The sequence below is a fragment of the Shewanella sp. SW24 genome (assembly GCF_025653395.1).
In the GTDB taxonomy this organism is placed as follows: domain Bacteria; phylum Pseudomonadota; class Gammaproteobacteria; order Enterobacterales; family Shewanellaceae; genus Shewanella; species Shewanella oncorhynchi.
The window spans coordinates 1-14,061 of the sequence record NZ_JAKKSH010000006.1; the positions used below are offsets into that span (position 1 = coordinate 1).

Consider the following 14,061-nt stretch of genomic DNA (forward strand, 5'->3'; position numbering starts at 1 on the left):
TTAAAACATAAGTCCGGGTCCCCTTCGTCTAGAGGCCTAGGACACCGCCCTTTCACGGCGGTAACAGGGGTTCGAATCCCCTAGGGGATACCATCTATATTTTATAGAGAGTGGTTCCTAGCAAATAACTAACGAGTTGTTTGGTAAGAACAAGGCATTTGCTTCCTAGCCTACTGAAGTGAATGTGTTACAAAACTCGGTTACGAGTTAAATCATAAGTCCGGGTCCCCTTCGTCTAGAGGCCTAGGACACCGCCCTTTCACGGCGGTAACAGGGGTTCGAATCCCCTAGGGGATACCATCTATATTTTATAGAGAGTGGTTCCTAGCAAATAACTAACGTGTTGTTTGGTAAGAACAAGGCATTTGCTTCCTAGCCTACTGAAGTGAATGTGTTACAAAGCTCGGTTACGAGTTAAAACATAAGTCCGGGTCCCCTTCGTCTAGAGGCCTAGGACACCGCCCTTTCACGGCGGTAACAGGGGTTCGAATCCCCTAGGGGATACCATCTATATTTTATAGAGAGTGGTTCCTAGCAAATAACTAACGAGTTGTTTGGTAAGAACAAGGCATTTGCTTCCTAGCCTACTGAAGTGAATGTATTACAAAGCTCGGTTACGAGTTAAATCATAAGTCCGGGTCCCCTTCGTCTAGAGGCCTAGGACACCGCCCTTTCACGGCGGTAACAGGGGTTCGAATCCCCTAGGGGATACCAATTTTAATCAAGGTTTATCGAAACTTTGATTAAAGACAATAAACCACCTCAAGGTGGTTTTTTTGTGTCTGAATTTTGAATATTAAATCGAGATCTCCCCGATTCATTTACGAGTCATACGTTCCGAGTTATTTGCCGAATTTACCCACCAATTCAAACCACCTAAATAAAAATGAATGATGCTTCGAGAGGCTTACTTAGTGTAGTGAAGTCATTCTGTTCAATCGTGTGATAAGAATTATTTAAGTGTTTTCCTGCTTAACTTTGCGCTAATCCATGGCTCAAACTCACCTTTTGGATTGTTCAGTGTGTTGGCACTTTGAATGCAGCTACTTTCAATACTGATAAGTTGAATCGTTAATCGCGATTTATCTCATGCTTCCAATCGCTAAACGAGCGCAATTTGAAGTGAGCCGTTCTCACGGTCGCCATTGTAATAGATGAATCGTGTATTACTGCGGTGAATATGAGCGCGAGTGTAAGAGTGAAGCTTTGTGGGAAGAGGGCAGAAGTAGGCGGAAACTTATTTGAGATAAAAAAGGCGACACTCACTGCTGAGTGTCGCCTTTCGTCATCTTACCTTTGGCTTAGTCTACACCTAAGAATCCACCTGTTTGGTGGGCCCATAATTGAGCATAAATACCGCCTGCGGCGATGAGTTCATGGTGCGTGCCTTGCTCAACGACTCGGCCTTGATCTAATACAATTAACCTGTCCATCGCGGCAATAGTAGAAAGTCGATGGGCAATCGCGATCACTGTCTTGCCTTGCATTAATTCATACAAACTTTCTTGAATTGCAGCTTCGACTTCGGAATCTAGTGCAGATGTGGCTTCATCAAGCAGTAAAATGGGCGCATTTTTCAATAAAACCCGCGCGATGGCGATACGCTGTCTTTGGCCACCAGAGAGTTTTACGCCGCGTTCACCCACTTGGGCATCTAAGCCATGATTACCGTTAGGATCACTGAGTTCCTGAATAAAGTCATAGGCTTGAGCTTGTTTAATCGCGCGATCAAGTTGCTCTTCACTGGCACTGGGATTGCCGTAAAGAATATTCTCGCGAATGGTGCGGTGCAAGAGGGAGGTATCTTGAGTTACCATGCCAATTTGCGAACGCAGTGAATCTTGCATAACCATCTTGATGTCTTGATCATCGATATTAATCTGACCTTTTTCAACATCGTAGAATCGCATTAGTAGATTCACTAGGGTCGATTTACCCGCGCCAGAACGCCCCACTAAGCCAACTTTTTCACCTGCTTTAATATTCAAATTCAGATCTTCAATCACGCCAGTCTGCTCACCGTAATGGAAACACACTTGGTTGAAATCAATCTTGCCATGATTGACGACCAGCGCCTTGGCGTTTGGCTCATCTTGGATGATCGTTGTTTTCGATAAGGTGTTCATTCCATCGGTAACCGTGCCGATATTTTCGAATAACGAACTGATTTCCCACATTATCCACTGTGACATGCCGTTTAAGCGCAGTGCTAAACTGACCGCAATGGCGATGGCGCCGACCGTGATTGCGCTATCGGTCCATAGGGCTATCGATACTGCTGCAATACTAAAGGCCAACAGATAGTTGATGATTTGCACGCTGACGCTGATGCCCGTCACTAAGCGCATTTGGCGATAAACCGTGTCTAAAAATATCCGCATACTGGATTTGGCGTATTCGGCTTCTTTTTGCGTGTGGGCGAATAGCTTCACTGTGGTGATGTTGGTATAGCTGTCGACGATACGGCCTGTCATGGTGGAGCGCGCATCGGCTTGCTCGGTAGAGACACTTTTTAGTCTAGGCACAAAGTACCATTGCAGACCAACATACAGTGCAAGCCAGACGAGCATAGGTATGACTAAGCGCAGATCAGCGCTGGCAATCATCACCAGCATAGAGGTGAAATACACTAAAATGTATACCAACACATCGAGCAATTTCATCACAGTTTCGCGCACGGCTAAGGATGTTTGCATCACTTTCGTGGCGATTCTGCCAGCAAAATCATCTTGATAAAACGATACACTTTGTTTTAGCAAATAACGGTGTGCAAGCCAGCGGATCGACATAGGATAATTGCCGAGCAAGGTTTGATGCATGATAAGCGCATGCAGTAATACCAATATTGGCATCACAATTATCACCATTCCTCCCATCAGCATTAAGGTCGTGCCTTCGTCTTGGAATAACGTTTCGGGATTTTTTTTCACAAGCCAATCCACTAATTGGCCCATGAATCCGAACAGTGACACTTCAAGCATGGCTAGCATGGCGGTCAGCACTGACATTAAGATCAGCGGCAGTTCGTAGCCCTTAGTATAGTGGCGACAAAAAGCATAAACCCCTGTGGGTGGTTTAGTGGGTTCATCATCGGGTAGGGCTTCAACCCAGGATTCAAATCGTTTAAACATGAATTAACTCTATGGTGAGATAAAAAATAGTCGGCTCTAGCATATAGGATTTCATGCTCTAAAAGCATTGAAATGATTGAGTTCCGTTTTCCGCTAGTGCTACATGCTAGTTTTACGTAAAGTAATGAACAAGAAATTAATTGTGAGCGAATATTGTCGGGCGTGATGAAAAATGAGTACAGATAGAGCGTCTGAGAGTGCAAATAAGCGTGATGAAATAGATTCGGTGCATTCACTGGAGTCCAGTGCGGGGCTACTTTCTGCGTCCATTTGCCGTGAGGCGAGGATGAGCCGTGATCCACGGTTTGATGGTAAGTTTTTTGTGGGCGTCTTAACGACGGGCATTTATTGCCGAACTGTATGTCCCGCCGTCGCGCCAAAAGAGCAAAATGTGCGTTATTTTGATTCGACCGTGAAAGCCGCGCAGGCGGGATTACGCCCATGTTTGCGTTGTCGGCCCGACAGTGCGCCGGGATCGAATCCTTGGAAGGGGACTGGCACAACGTTAGCGAGGGCCATTAGCTTAATCGAAGCGGGCGCCTTAGCGGGAAAATCATCGGGAGAGCCAGCCTCGACAGTAACACAATTGGCTGACCGATTAGGGATCAGCAGTCGTTATCTCAATAAGCTCTTTACCGAAGGCTTTGGCACTTCGCCAAAACAATATGCCTTATATCGGCAATTACTGTTTGCTAAACAATTATTGCACCAAACCCAATTACCCATCACTCAAGTCGCGATGGCGGCGGGTTTCAACAGTATTCGCCGTTTCAATGAGGCGTTTAAGCAAACCTTGCAATTGACGCCGACCCAGTTAAGAAAGAGCGCATTAACCAAAGCGGCAAAGGAGTCCATGATTGAGCCACTAGCAGGATTAGGTGAGATTGATACTATGGGTGAATTTGTGCCGCACTATGGATTAACCTTGTATCAGTATTATCGGCCACCATTGGATTGGGCGTCACAGCTGGCGTTTTATCGATTACGTGCGGTAACAGGGATGGAATGGTTCACACCGCAGATGAGTCATCCACAAGCGAGCGATGTCGTTGGTGATGAGGCGACCGTGGTAGATGAGGCCAAAGCTGGCGATAATGGGTTCGAATATGGTCGTTGTTTTGCCCTAGGTAAGATGCGCGGCACAGTGCACATTATCCATGAGCCTAAGCTAAATCGCTTCAAACTCGCGATAATGTTGACCGAAGACTCTCCTGTCGATGAGCTGCAATTGCTGGTCACTGAAGTGCGGCGCATGTTAGATCTCGATGCGGATATGCTGCTGATTGAACAAGGCTTAAGTGCGCTACCAAGTTTAGGATTAACACCGTTTTCGGGATTACGCATTCCCGGTGCAGGCTCCTTATTTGAGGCGGCCTGCCGTGCGATTTTAGGTCAGCAAGTGACGGTAGTGCAGGCGACTAAGCTACTTAATCAATTGGTTGAAGCCTATGGCGAGCGCTTTAGTCTCAATGGTTGCGAGTATCGTTTATTTCCTACACCCGAGGCCATTCGTGAGGCGAGTCTAACAGAGCTAAAAATGCCCGGCGCTCGTAAATTAGCCCTCAATGCGCTCGCGGCGTTTATCTACGATCATCCTGAGGCGAGTGTCGATGATTGGCTCAGAGTTAAGGGCATAGGTCCTTGGACAATCGCGTATGCTAAGCTCCGCGGTTTGGGCGATCCCAATGTGTTTTTGCATACCGATTTGATTGTTAAAAAGCATTTGCTGGCCTTGTATGGCAAGACCCATAGGCTGGATGAAGCCGCTGCGGGTGCAGTCAACTACCCGCAGCTGTGCCAGCAACTGAGTCAAGACATCGCGCCTTGGGGCAGTTATTTAACCTTTCAGCTTTGGCATCAATAGCGACTAAAACGATCTAAGTTGAAGACATAAATAGAGAGATAAATTATGAAACATGCGATTCGTCAATTGAGCCAAGCGCCGAGTATTGCTGCGTATCAGCCCTGTGCCGTAGATACTTTTATGAGTCCTGCCGGAATATTGCAGTTAAATGCCAATGCCTATGGGCTGAGTCATTTAACTGTTGTCGGCTCGGATCGCACTGAGATTGCGCTTGCTAAGGTGAGTGAGGATGTCCTCAATCAAGCTAAGGCGCATATTAGTGAAACTCAAGTGCAGCTCGCGCGTTATTTTGCAGGTGAACTGATTGAATTTAATTTAAAGCTCGCACCTAAAGGCACTGAATTTCAGCGTGAAGTTTGGCAAGCTTTGCTCAATGTCGATTATGGCCAGAGCTGCAGCTATGGGCAGATTGCCGAGCAAATTGGTCGGCCTAAGGCGGTGCGCGCCGTGGGCGCGGCCAATGGTGCCAATCCCATTGCGATTATCGTGCCTTGCCATAGAGTGATAGGCAAAAACGGCAAGTTAACGGGTTACGCCTATGGGCTTGTGATGAAACAGCAGTTATTAACGCTGGAAACTGCCAAGCATTGCCTCGATATTTAAGCTAGAATAGCCGCCTATTAAGATATTGGTGAGCAGTTAAACTTTCTATGACTCAGGCTTCTTCCTCTGCGGCAAGCTTTGCCCAACTCGGCATTATTGCACCTCTGCTAAATCGACTAACCGAATTAGCGTATGTTTCGCCCACACCAGTACAGGCGGCGACGATCCCCGCTGTGCTTGCGGGGCGCGATGTGTTAGCCGGTGCTAATACGGGCTCGGGTAAAACGGCAGCCTTTGCCGTGCCGCTGTTGCAACAACTTGTTGAAGCAAAAACAGACGATAAGACTGGCGTTTATGTTCGTTGTTTGGTCTTAGTCCCAACCCGTGAATTAGCACAACAAGTCGCCGACAGCTTTTTATCCTATGCCTCACATCTTAATGGCAAGCTAAAAATTGTCGCTGCGTTTGGCGGTGTGTCGGTGAATGCGCAAATGCAGAGTCTACGCTCTGGTGCCGACGTCCTAGTAGCAACGCCGGGTCGTTTGTTAGATCTGTTGTCCAGTAATGCCATCAAACTCAATCGTGTCAGCGCCTTAGTGCTAGATGAAGCTGACCGCATGTTAAGCCTTGGTTTTACTGAAGAATTAGCTCAAGTGCTCGACGCTTTGCCCGTCAAGAAACAAACCTTATTATTCTCTGCGACATTCCCTGAAGAAGTCCGTGAGTTAACGGCAAAACTGCTTAATAATCCACTTGAATATCAATTGCAAAGTGAGCAAGAAAGCACGATTCATCAACGGGTGATTACGGTTAATCGTCCGATGAAAACCGCATTATTGGCGCATCTGATTAAAGAACATCAGTGGTCACAGGCGTTGATCTTCGTGAGTGCTAAAAATACTTGTAATCACTTAGCGCAAAAGCTGTCTAAACGTGGGATCACAGCCGAAGTGTTCCATGGCGATAAAGCCCAAGGTGCGCGTACGCGGGTGCTCGATGGCTTTAAAAATGGTGAGATCAGTGTGTTAATTGCGACCGATATTGCCGCCCGAGGTATCGATATCGATAAACTGCCTGTGGTGATCAACTTTGATTTACCACGAAGCCCTGCAGATTATATGCATCGTATTGGCCGTAGTGGCCGCGCCGGTGAAGCAGGCTTGGCCGTGACCTTGATTTCCCATGAGGATTATCACCACTTTGGCGTGATAGAGAAAAAGAACAAACTTAAGTTAGTGCGTGAGCAAATTGTCGGTTTTGAAGCCGATGATGAAATGCCAGCCGAACTGTTAGAACAAGCTAAACCTATCGCCAAGCCTGAAGGTATGGGTAAAAAAAAACGTAAACAGTTACCGCCTGCCAATGCTGAATTTTGGGGTAAAAAATCTTAAGTCGTTGGAAACAAGCTATTCTTAGCTTATCTCTGGCGTTCCTTGTCATCTCACTTGTCGTAGGTAAGGTTTATGCAACACTTATTCTGGTTAGTTGAAGGTAAAGTCGCAGGGCGCAGTGGCCCTAATAAAGATCCTTGGGATTTACAAGCGCTCAAAGAGGCCGGCATTGGTGCCATTCTGTCGGTCAATGGGGGCGAGGGCTGCGAGCCGAGTGCGTTTAAGCAGCTTGATTTACGTTACGAATGTATTCCCTTTTCGCGCAATGTGCCGCCCCAAGATGGGGATGTGGCGATTTGTGTCGCTCAGTTGCCCAAGGCACTCGCCTTTATTCAGCAATGTGAAGCCGATGAGCTGCCTGTAGTGATCCATTGTCGCTCTGGCAAGGATCGCACCAGTCTTATCATGGCCTATTACTTGATGGTCAATGGTGCAGCGCCATTACATGCGGTGAGCCAAGTTCGTAATATTCGCGATATCGCTTTTACTGCCGAAGGTTGGGATCAATTTGCCTTTGATGTCTTGTATGCATTACAAGACTAAGCATTTGTCGGCGATTGGCGTCGAACCTATTAATAAATAGGTAATAATAGTTTCATTCGTTTGACCTTAGTCATCAAAATTTTACTGTGTTAAGGTTAAGCTATCCGAAGGTTGTTTTTAGTGAGTTATTTATCTAATTATGAAAAGTAAGGCAAGTCAGTCACAGGGATTACTACTGTTTCGGTTATCACAGACTCAAGTGTTTGCCTTAGGCACGTTGAAAGTGCGTGAGCTGGTGCCGTACACACAGCTAAGCAAAATTCCCCAATCTCATCCGACGATTCTTGGCGCTTCAACGATTCGTGGCCATACGATTCCTATCATCGATATGGCGGCTGCGATTGGCTATCGGCCGATAGCCCCTGAAGAGCGCGAAAAATGCTACATCATCATCACTGACTGTCAGCGGATGATCATTGGCTTTTTAGTGCGTGGTATCGATAAGATTATCGAATGTAATTGGCGCGATATTGAGGCACCTTCTGCCAATTTGGGCAAGAATGCTTACTTGACTGGCGTGACTCGTTTTGAGGACCAGTTAGTACAATTGCTCGATGTTGAGTTATTGCTGTCGAAAATTTTCCCGAATAACCCACAGGCAAATCGGGCAATCTTGACCGATGTGCAGCGTGAGAAACTCAAACCCATGAATATCCTGTTAGTGGATGATTCTAAGGTGGCACGTAAGCAGTTATCCGATGCCCTTGATATGATCAACATCCCTTATCGAGTGACCGCCGACGGTAAAGAAGCCTTAGTCATGATGGAACAAGCGGCACTAGAGCATCATCCCATAGATATTCTGGTGAGTGATATCGAGATGCCGGGACTAGATGGTTACGAACTGGCATTTGAGGTGCGTGATAATCCACTGACTGCCAAGGCCTACATCATTTTACACACGTCTTTATCCAGCGAAATAAGCGTGAGTCAGGCCCACCAAGTGGGGGCAAATGAAGCGCTGACTAAGTTCGATGCCCACGAGTTGATTGATGCCATGTTGCGTGGTGCCGATTTAGCCATGAAGCAGCGCCAATAAGGCGCTTGTTAGTTTTTTGTATGCTTTTTGCGGGACAAGGGTAATTTAGTTAGCTTATTTCCCCGCAAAACTAGACAAGTCTAGTCACATCCTATAAAAACCTTATTGGCCTCATTTCCGAAGGTGCGCGTTGGGGATCTCAACCGAAATATAATAACGACAGGTTAAACCATGAAACAAGAATCATCATTATTAGCTAAGTTGGCTAATGGCAGTCTCGTATTACAAATCTTATTAGGGATTATCGCTGGTGTGGTGTTAGCGAGTTTTTCACCCGATAGCGCAAAAGATATCGCCTTCTTAGGCAGTTTATTCGTTGGAGCACTAAAAGCGATTGCTCCAATACTGGTATTTATCTTAGTAGCATCGTCGATTGCCAATCAAAAGAAAAATACGCAAACCAATATGCGCCCAATTGTGATCCTGTATTTATTGGGTACCTTTGCCGCGGCGTTAACTGCTGTGATTTTAAGCTCTATTTTCCCCACGACTTTAGTTTTGGTTGCTGGTGTGGAAGGCACAAGTCCTCCACAAGGTATTGGTGAAGTGATCAATACCTTATTATTTAAACTGGTTGATAATCCAGTGAATGCGTTAATGACGGGCAACTATATTGGTATTCTTGCTTGGGGTGTGGGTTTAGGTTTAGCCTTACATCATGCTAGCGATTCGACTAAGCAAGTATTTGCTGACATGAGCCACGGCATTTCGCAAATGGTGCATTTCATTATTCGTTTAGCACCTATTGGTATTTTTGGTCTAGTTGCTGCGACGTTTGCTGAAACCGGTTTTGCCGCAATTGCGGGTTATGCGCAGTTATTGGCAGTGTTATTAGGTGCGATGGCCATTATTGCCTTAATCGTTAATCCTTTAATTGTTTACGTGAAGATTAAACGTAATCCCTATCCGTTGGTATTTCGTTGTTTGCGTGAAAGTGGCGTGACGGCATTTTTTACCCGCTCGAGTGCGGCGAATATTCCGGTGAATATGGCGCTGTGTGAAAAATTAAATCTGCATGAAGACACTTACTCAGTCTCTATTCCCTTAGGTGCCACCATCAATATGGGCGGCGCGGCGATCACTATTACGGTATTGACCTTAGCTGCGGCGCATACCTTAGGCATTCAAGTCGATTTACTCACCGCATTGTTATTGAGCGTTGTAGCCGCTATTTCGGCTTGCGGCGCCTCGGGTGTAGCGGGTGGTTCATTACTGTTGATCCCACTGGCTTGTAGCTTGTTTGGTATTTCTAATGATGTCGCCATGCAAGTGGTCGCTGTCGGCTTCATTATTGGTGTGGTTCAAGATGCTGCCGAAACCGCATTGAACAGCTCTACTGACGTTATCTTTACCGCTGCTGCTTGTGAAGCCGCTGAGAATAAAGCTAAACTGAGTTAACGAGTGCTGTTATTCGTATTGAAAAGTATTATGGAAGCAGTCACTTAGGTGGCTGCTTTTTTTATGGGAGTCGTTATGATCTTTTTTGATTTTAAAGTGCTAAATGCCGCAAAGCCCTGGTATGGGATAAATGACACTGTGATGGGCGGTTTGTCCCGCAGTAAGATGACGGTGTCACCTTTAGGCTATGGTGAGTTTAGTGGCCATGTGTCGCTGGCAAATGGCGGCGGGTTTGCTTCAGTGCGTTGTGAGTTTAGCCCTATAGATGTCAGTGGATTTACTGGGATCTATGTCGAACTCGATGGCGACCGACCTAAAGATTATAAAGTGAATTTAAAGGATGTCGACACACCCCAAAGCACGGTTTATCAAGCGCCTATGCCCGCGCCAAGCCATCAAACGTTTGGTGTGAGTGGCGCTAGAGTCATGAATTGGCAGCGGATAGAAATTCCCTTCAGTGACTTCTTGCCCCAATGTCGGGGTAAACCGATTTCCCGAGTGGCAATAGATTTAAGCAAAGTCTGTAGTCTAGGGTTAGTGATTGGTGCCCAACAGAGTGGTGATTTTTCTTTGAAAATCAAAGAAATTGGCTACTATTAGCGTTTATAGGTGGTTTCTTATCATGAGTTTTTGCCCCTAATTGCTTGCTATTGATGGTGCGGGCATCTCTAGGCTTCATTTAAGAAAAGAAAAAGGATAAGGCCGAGGCACTTATCCTTATGGTGAACCCATCAAAATGATGAGTTTGGCGAAAGCCGCTGCTTAAGCGCCTACAATCCCTAAGGGTTTGGCGGTTTGCCACGCGCCGCGGGTAAAGTCTGGGAAGGTGACTGAATTACTGCGGTCATTGACTGAATGTTCACTTAAGATATTCACCACCGACCAAGACGCACCATCGTACACATCCTGATCTAAGGCCTCGCCATTGCGTAGGCAATAAATCATGCGCCATAACATCACAAAATCCATGCCGCCGTGGCCGCCGTTAACCTCAGCTTCTTTGCCTATGCGTTGCCAAAGAGGGTGATCATATTTGTCATACCACTTTTGCATGTCCATATCCCACTCGTGGTAACTTTGACCAAAGCCACCATTTTCGACGGCGATACGATTCGGGAAGCCGGCAAACACACCATTTGTCCCTTGGATCAAATTGTGGCGACTGTAAGGTCTTGGGCTCGTCGTGTCATGCTGCACCATGATGGTCCGGCCCTTAACGGTCTTAATCAGGCTGGTATTGATATCCCCATTGATGTACTTGAGCTGATTACGCTCATGATCGGCGGGGAATTCACGTTTAGCATAGAGCGCACGGCCAAGAGCGGGCGAACTCATCGAGGTTAGATAATCAAATCTATCACCGCGGTTGATGTTCATATACTGGGATACTGGCCCTAAACCGTGGGTCGGGTACAAGTTACCGTTGCGCTTGGTATGCCAATAAGTCCGCCATGAGCCCGTCTTATGGTCTATTTCCTTCATCTGCCAACGTAGCTCGTGGATATAAGCGGCTTCGCCGTGGAGTAGCTCACCAAACACACCTTGGCGTACCATGTTGAGAACCATAAGTTCTTCACGGCCGTAGTTGACGTTTTCCATCATCATGCAGTTTTTCTGAGTGCGTTCGGCGGTATCCACAATTTGCCAGCATTCCTCTACTGTGAGTGCTAACGGTACTTCGACAAAGGCATGTTTACCGCTTTCCATCGTCTCTATCGCCATAGGTGCATGCCATTCCCATGGAGTAGAAATGATCAAAATATCAATATCATCGCGGCTTAAGAGATCGCGATAGCTCAGGTCATTACCTGTATAGACAGCCGGTTTTGGCCGATTCTGTTTAACGATATGATCCACGGCTCTGTCCAGCACCGCTAGGTGAGTATCACAAATGGCTTTAAGTTCAACGCCTTCTAAATGACAGAATTGCTCGACATGGCTAAAGCCACGCTCGCCAACACCGATAAAGCCAACTCGAACCACGTCCATCTTGGGTGCTATGAGTCCGATAACGGATTTACCCGTTTGTGGTTTAGGGGCGACACTACTGGCGTAGGCGTTGAGGGCAATATTGGCTGTGACGAGTCCGGCGGTAGCGGCACCCGCTGCTTTAAGAAAATGACGACGATGAATGTTATGCATAGCGCTTCCTGCTTTATTTTTGTTTTGTAGGGATATTGAAATATCACTTGGTCTTATTTGTGCGGTAATTCACTTATGGGTTATATCAGAAACCCTATTAAAATTGGCAATAAAAGATGTAACAAGCTCCTATAAGTCCATTTGATATATGAAATGCGCACGTTATGGGGTTATGTAAAAATTTTAAAAAAAACAATTTCTTGAGTTATTTTTGTTGCGAGTTCATCAATATGATCAAACCAAACTAAAAAACGAAAGTGGGCAATATATGGAGCATATTCATACCAAAGGATTGAGTTCTAGATTTGTAGAAATAACGCTACAGCCCCCTTGTGCTTAACTCTTCAACAAGAGTCGTAGAAACTGGAAGAGATACAATTGTATCTAAATTGCTTGTTTGTGAGTGCTTTCTGTCAATACACGTGCGTGTTATCTCAAACATCTAAATCTAAAAATATTTAAAATTAAACACTTACAGGTTACCGTTTTAGGATAATTGGTCTGGAAAACGCGGATGCGTGTCTTTCTGATGGATTCTTGTATATGAAAAGCGGTAGAAATCTGATAACTTCTAGTTAATACAAATAGTTAAGTGTGTGCGTTTTTATTTTGCTATGGACGCCAACGCTACGCTGCATTGGCGCTTTTTAGCTCAGCATTAGGGCCTTTTATGGGTGCATTTGAATATTCACAAGCCACTCTTCGGATCTTCGGGGATGATTTGATACCTGAAGACGTATCAAATTTACTTGGTGGTACAGCAACTAAAAGTAAAAAGAAAGGTGATGAAGATGTCAGCAAAACCAGTGGAAAAGTGCGGATTGCCAAAACGGGTAGCTGGCATTTTCAGGCTAAAAAGAGAGAGCCAGAAGACCTAAACACGCAGATTGGAGCAATTTTATCCCAGCTAACAAGTGACTTAGCGATATGGGAAAAGCTTTACCAAAGCTACAAAGTTGACATGTTCTGCGGCTTGTTTATGGGCAACTGGAATGATGGTTTGAGCTTGTCACCTGAAATCATGCTGGCACTTGGTCAACGTAGAATTGTTTTAAGTTTAGATGTTTATAGTGGGTCGGACGATTAAGATGGTTGTCGCCCCTAAAAACAAATGTTAAAGCCAGCAAAATTGCTGGCTGCGACCTCAACCCGCAGCACGACTTTGCGTGCTAAATTTGGGCGCTAGGCACTAAAACCTTACTTGTTTTTCATTAATTAAAGGAATAATAAATGACCCACCTAATTACTAAAGTGATGTTAACTGGACTCATAGTGGCATCAACTCATCTTCACGCTGAAAACTATGACTTCAAACCGGGTTTATGGGAAACCACTTGGAAATCCGAAATAGTAGAAATAGACGCACCTCCTGAAATGGAGAAAATGATGCGGAGCATGGCCAAAAGGCCTGATTACACGGAAACTGAATGCATAAATGACATCGCCTCTGCATTTGATTTAGAGCCTGAAGAAAATGAAGGCGAAGAATGCCAAACCAACAGCAATTGGATCAGTGCTAACAAGATGGTGTTTGAAACATCATGCACTAGCCCTGATGGTGCATCTAAAACAGTGGGTGAAATGCGTTTCAATGGGAAAACGTTCACTTCTAAGCTTGAAGTGACAATCTCTGAAGAGTCAATGAAAATCAAGTCGAAACTCGTTGGCAATGGAAAATATATTGGCGCTTGTGACTAAGTGCCATACAAACTCTTCAACTTGACGCATAACGGTTAGCAAGGATGTTATGAGGGCAGTTAGTAATATAGAGGGGATTTATTGGACTTTTGCTTACATTGCCAGTTGGTCTGTTTGGCTGCCGTTCTCATTTTATCGACGTCTATACAGCGCGGTGTTTTTATTCAGCTCGCTAGATAAGTCTTTTAGCTGCCTTTACTTTAGCGATAAGTAAATAGTGATAAAGATCGCGTTTTTATTTTTAGATTGAGCTACACTGCCGATTAATTAGTCAAAGGTATTTATCTTTTATATTTTAAATATTTAGCAAAT

At 45.4% G+C, this 14,061-nt stretch carries 11 protein-coding genes and 4 tRNA genes; 13 read left to right on the plus strand and 2 right to left on the minus strand.

The genetic code is table 11. The features are described 5' to 3' along the window. The first annotated feature begins 17 nt into the window (after positions 1-17). The 4 genes from L5M17_RS06760 to L5M17_RS06775 all read left to right on the plus strand — a co-directional run bounded on the left by L5M17_RS06760 (position 18) and on the right by L5M17_RS06775 (position 714). Positions 18-93: transfer RNA gene (locus L5M17_RS06760), tRNA-Glu, on the plus strand. A 131-nt stretch (positions 94-224) separates the two neighbouring features. Next, positions 225-300, plus strand: a tRNA-Glu gene (locus tag L5M17_RS06765). A 131-nt stretch (positions 301-431) separates the two neighbouring features. Then, positions 432-507: transfer RNA gene (locus tag L5M17_RS06770), tRNA-Glu, on the plus strand. A gap of 131 nt (positions 508-638) precedes the next feature. Next, positions 639-714, plus strand: a tRNA-Glu gene (locus L5M17_RS06775). Between the two features lie 587 nt (positions 715-1,301). On the opposite strand, the gene L5M17_RS06780 is transcribed toward L5M17_RS06775, so the two are convergent. Next, complete coding sequence (locus L5M17_RS06780) at positions 1,302-3,131, minus strand: ABC transporter ATP-binding protein (RefSeq protein ID WP_113941006.1); 1,830 nt, start codon at positions 3,129-3,131, stop codon at positions 1,302-1,304. A 172-nt stretch (positions 3,132-3,303) separates the two neighbouring features. On the opposite strand from L5M17_RS06780, the gene L5M17_RS06785 reads away from it, so the two are divergent. The 7 genes from L5M17_RS06785 to L5M17_RS06815 all read left to right on the plus strand — a co-directional run bounded on the left by L5M17_RS06785 (position 3,304) and on the right by L5M17_RS06815 (position 10,509). Beyond that, a complete protein-coding gene (locus tag L5M17_RS06785) occupies positions 3,304-4,995 on the plus strand; it encodes a DNA-3-methyladenine glycosylase 2 family protein (RefSeq protein WP_263146144.1) in 1,692 nt (563 codons plus the stop codon). A gap of 45 nt (positions 4,996-5,040) precedes the next feature. Further along, positions 5,041-5,598 carry a methylated-DNA--[protein]-cysteine S-methyltransferase gene (locus L5M17_RS06790; protein ID WP_263146146.1) on the plus strand — a complete coding sequence of 186 codons (558 nt, stop codon included), beginning with the start codon at positions 5,041-5,043 and terminating at the stop codon, positions 5,596-5,598. A 47-nt stretch (positions 5,599-5,645) separates the two neighbouring features. Then, entirely contained in the window at positions 5,646-6,929 is a 1,284-nt protein-coding gene (locus L5M17_RS06795) for a DEAD/DEAH box helicase (protein WP_263146149.1), read from the plus strand. A 72-nt stretch (positions 6,930-7,001) separates the two neighbouring features. Beyond that, a complete protein-coding gene (locus tag L5M17_RS06800; RefSeq protein WP_028761083.1) occupies positions 7,002-7,472 on the plus strand; it encodes a dual specificity protein phosphatase family protein in 471 nt (156 codons plus the stop codon). 139 nt (positions 7,473-7,611) lie between these two features. Then, positions 7,612-8,511 carry a chemotaxis protein CheV gene (locus tag L5M17_RS06805; protein WP_028761082.1) on the plus strand — a complete coding sequence of 300 codons (900 nt, stop codon included), beginning with the start codon at positions 7,612-7,614 and terminating at the stop codon, positions 8,509-8,511. Positions 8,512-8,682: 171 nt separating this feature from the next. Further along, on the plus strand, positions 8,683-9,909 hold the full coding sequence (gene sstT, locus L5M17_RS06810) for a serine/threonine transporter SstT (RefSeq protein ID WP_028761081.1): 1,227 nt from the start codon (positions 8,683-8,685) through the stop codon (positions 9,907-9,909). A 75-nt stretch (positions 9,910-9,984) separates the two neighbouring features. Continuing rightward, positions 9,985-10,509, plus strand: a complete 525-nt coding sequence (locus L5M17_RS06815) for a CIA30 family protein (protein ID WP_263146153.1) — start codon at positions 9,985-9,987, stop codon at positions 10,507-10,509. A gap of 162 nt (positions 10,510-10,671) precedes the next feature. Here the strand turns inward: L5M17_RS06815 and L5M17_RS06820 are convergent, their stop codons facing one another. Then, a complete protein-coding gene (locus L5M17_RS06820) occupies positions 10,672-12,051 on the minus strand; it encodes a Gfo/Idh/MocA family oxidoreductase (protein ID WP_263146156.1) in 1,380 nt (459 codons plus the stop codon). A 670-nt stretch (positions 12,052-12,721) separates the two neighbouring features. Between L5M17_RS06820 and L5M17_RS06825 the strand changes: the two genes are divergently transcribed. Continuing rightward, on the plus strand, positions 12,722-13,138 hold the full coding sequence (locus tag L5M17_RS06825) for a DUF4279 domain-containing protein (protein ID WP_263146159.1): 417 nt from the start codon (positions 12,722-12,724) through the stop codon (positions 13,136-13,138). A 143-nt stretch (positions 13,139-13,281) separates the two neighbouring features. Further along, a complete protein-coding gene (locus L5M17_RS06830) occupies positions 13,282-13,749 on the plus strand; it encodes a DUF3617 domain-containing protein (protein ID WP_263146161.1) in 468 nt (155 codons plus the stop codon). Positions 13,750-14,061: the final 312 nt, after the last annotated feature.